We start from the raw sequence: 2,759 nt of genomic DNA, 5'->3' as shown, positions 1-2,759 counted from the left end.
AGAAGCCGCGTTCCGCATCGAGGACCTGGCGCGGCTTGTGCGAGGTCGCACCCGAGTCGAGGTAGACGAGCGGGTGCCCCCCGCGCACGGTGCGCGTCAGGATCGGGAAGTCGGCCCGGATCCGGGCCAGCTCCTCGTCGGTGAAAGGGGCGGCGGTCACTCAGGCCTCGGCGGTCTCGGGAAGGAAGCGGTCGTAGCCCTCCGCCTCGAGGCGGTCCGCGAGCTCGGGGCCACCCTCCTCGGCGATCCGGCCGTCGACGAAGACGTGGACGAAGTCGGGCGTGATGTAGCGCAGGATGCGGGTGTAGTGCGTGATGAGCACCACGCCGGCGCCGGTGGCCTCCTTGGCCCGGTTGACGCCCTCGGACACCACCCGCAGGGCGTCGACGTCGAGGCCGGAGTCGGTCTCGTCGAGGATCGCGATCCGGGGGCGGAGCAGCTCCATCTGGAGGATCTCGTGGCGCTTCTTCTCACCGCCCGAGAAGCCCTCGTTGACGTTGCGCTCGGCGAACGCCGGGTCCATGCGGAGGTTGCCCATGGCGCCCTTCATGTCCTTGACCCAGGTGCGCAGCTTCGGCGACTCGCCGTCGATGGCGGTCTTGGCGGTCCGCAGGAAGTTCGACACCGACACGCCGGGGACCTCGACGGGATACTGCATCGCGAGGAAGAGCCCTGCCCGGGCACGCTCGTCGACCTTCATCGCGAGGACGTCCTCACCGTCGAGGGTCACCGAGCCGGACGTCACCGTGTACTTCGGGTGACCGGCGACGGAGTAGGCGAGGGTGGACTTGCCCGACCCGTTGGGGCCCATGATCGCGTGGGTCTCGCCGGACCGGATCGTCAGGGTCACTCCGCGGAGGATCTCCGTGGCGGAGCCCTCCTCGGTCTGGACGGAGACGTGGAGGTCCTTGATCTCAAGGGTGGTCATGCGGTGCTCAGCTCTCCTCGGACAGGGCGACATAGACGTCGTCGCCCTCGATGCGGACGGTGTGGACGGCGATGGGGATGACGGCGGGCGGACCGGTGGGCTCGCCCGTGCGCAGGTCGAAGCGGGACCCGTGGAGCCAGCACTCGACGGTGCAGCCGTCGAGCTCGCCCTCGGACAGCGAGACGTTGGCGTGGGTGCACGTGTCGTCGACGCAGTGCACGTCACCGTCCTCCGTGCGGACGACGGAGACGCGCCGGCCGTCGATCTCGGCCGCGGCAGCGCCCACCGCGGGAAGCTCGTCGAGGCGGCAGACCCGGACGAAGCCCCTGTCCGTCAGCTGCTCGCTCACCGCTCACCCCCGGACAGCTCGTGCTCGATGGACTGCATGAGCCGCTCCTGCACCTCCCGGACGCCGATCCGACCCACGACGCTCGCGAAGAAGCCGCGGACGACGAGGCGGCGGGCCTCGTCCTCGGGGATCCCGCGCGCCATGAGGTAGAAGAGCTGCTGGTCGTCGAATCGTCCGGTGGCCGAGGCGTGGCCCGCGCCCACGATCTCCCCGGTCTCGATCTCCAGGTTGGGGACCGAGTCGGCACGAGCACCCTCGGTGAGGATGAGGTTGCGGTTCAGCTCGTAGGTGTCGGTGCCCTCCGCGCTGGCGCGGATGAGCACGTCGCCGACCCACACGGTGTGGGCGGTGTCCCCCTGCAGCGCGCCCTTGTACTCGACGTTGGAGCGGCAGTGCGGCGCCCCGTGGTCGACGAAGAGCCGGTGCTCGAGGTGCTGACCGGCATCCGCGAAGTAGACCCCGAGGCCCTCGAACGAGCCCCCGGGGCCGGTGTAGGACGCGTTCGTGTTGATCCGGACGATGCCCCCGCCGATGCTGACGGCGATGTGCCGCACCGAGGCGTCGCGGCCGATGACGACGTCGTGCTGGGCGAGGTGGTGGCTCTCGTCGTCCCACTCCTGGATCGTCACGACGGTGAGCTCGGACCCATCGGCGGCGACGACGGAGAGCACCTCGCTGTACTCCGACGCCCCCGTGTGCTCGAGGACCACGGTGGCCCGGGAGAACCGGCCCGCACGCACGAGCAGGTGGCCGTGGACGACCTCTCGCTCGGCGCCGGTGAGGCGGATGCGCACGGGGGTGTCGAGCTCGGCCTCGGCGGGGATGTCGAGCACCGCGACCCCACCGCTGTGGGCCGCAGCGACGGCGGCAGCCCGGTCGGCCGGCGCCGGGGCACCGCTCGCCCGCCACTCCTCGACGGATGCCGTGCCGAGCGTCACGCCGTCCGGCAGGTCCTGCGCCCACTCCAGGCACGCGCCGGTGGGCGCGTCGCGGAGCATGGCGCCGAGGCGGTCGACCGGCGTGAACCGCCACTCCTCCTCACGGCCGGTCGGGAGCGGGAAGTCGGCGACGGCATACGACGTCGTCCGCTCGGCGCGCGACTGGCTCGGGACGAGCGTCGTGGCGTCGTGCGTATGAGCGCCCTCGGCGGGGCGCTGGGGGGTCAACAGGCTCATGCACGGTCCTCGCAGGCGGTCTGGAAACGGGGTCCCCGCGAAGTATCGGAGGAGCGAAGCGGGGGAGAACTTCGTGGGGTTCTCATCCGACGGCCCCTTCCATCTGCAGCTCGATGAGTCGGTTGAGCTCGAGGGCGTACTCCATCGGGAGCTCCTTGGCGATGGGCTCGACGAAGCCCCGCACGATCATCGCCATCGCCTCCTCCTCGGACATGCCCCGCGACATGAGGTAGAACATCTGGTCCTCGGACACCTTCGAGACCGTCGCCTCGTGACCCATCTGGACGTCGTCCTCGCGGATGTCGAC

General features: G+C 70.6%; 4 protein-coding genes and 1 pseudogene. All 5 read right to left on the bottom strand.

Going from position 1 to position 2,759, the window contains the following annotated elements; all coding sequences use genetic code 11:
• A pseudogene (locus VJN29_RS17120) lies at positions 1-160 on the bottom strand (cysteine desulfurase); the annotation flags it as partial.
• Positions 161-928 carry a Fe-S cluster assembly ATPase SufC gene (gene sufC / locus VJN29_RS17115; RefSeq protein ID WP_324144850.1) on the bottom strand — a complete coding sequence of 256 codons (768 nt, stop codon included), beginning with the start codon at positions 926-928 and terminating at the stop codon, positions 161-163.
• A 7-nt stretch (positions 929-935) separates the two neighbouring features.
• Positions 936-1,277 carry a non-heme iron oxygenase ferredoxin subunit gene (locus VJN29_RS17110; protein ID WP_324144849.1) on the bottom strand — a complete coding sequence of 114 codons (342 nt, stop codon included), beginning with the start codon at positions 1,275-1,277 and terminating at the stop codon, positions 936-938.
• On the bottom strand, positions 1,274-2,452 hold the full coding sequence (gene sufD / locus VJN29_RS17105) for a Fe-S cluster assembly protein SufD (protein WP_324144848.1): 1,179 nt from the start codon (positions 2,450-2,452) through the stop codon (positions 1,274-1,276). The genes VJN29_RS17110 and sufD overlap by 4 nt, the downstream gene beginning before the upstream one ends.
• Positions 2,453-2,534: 82 nt before the next feature.
• Positions 2,535-2,759: SufD family Fe-S cluster assembly protein (locus VJN29_RS17100; RefSeq protein WP_324144847.1), on the bottom strand; the 225-nt coding region annotated here is incomplete at its 5' end.

The organism is Intrasporangium sp. (assembly GCF_035280925.1).
Classification (GTDB): Bacteria; Actinomycetota; Actinomycetes; order Actinomycetales; family Dermatophilaceae; genus Intrasporangium.
The sequence above is the reverse complement of the archived record's forward strand: the minus strand, read 5'-3'. Positions and strand labels throughout refer to the sequence as shown.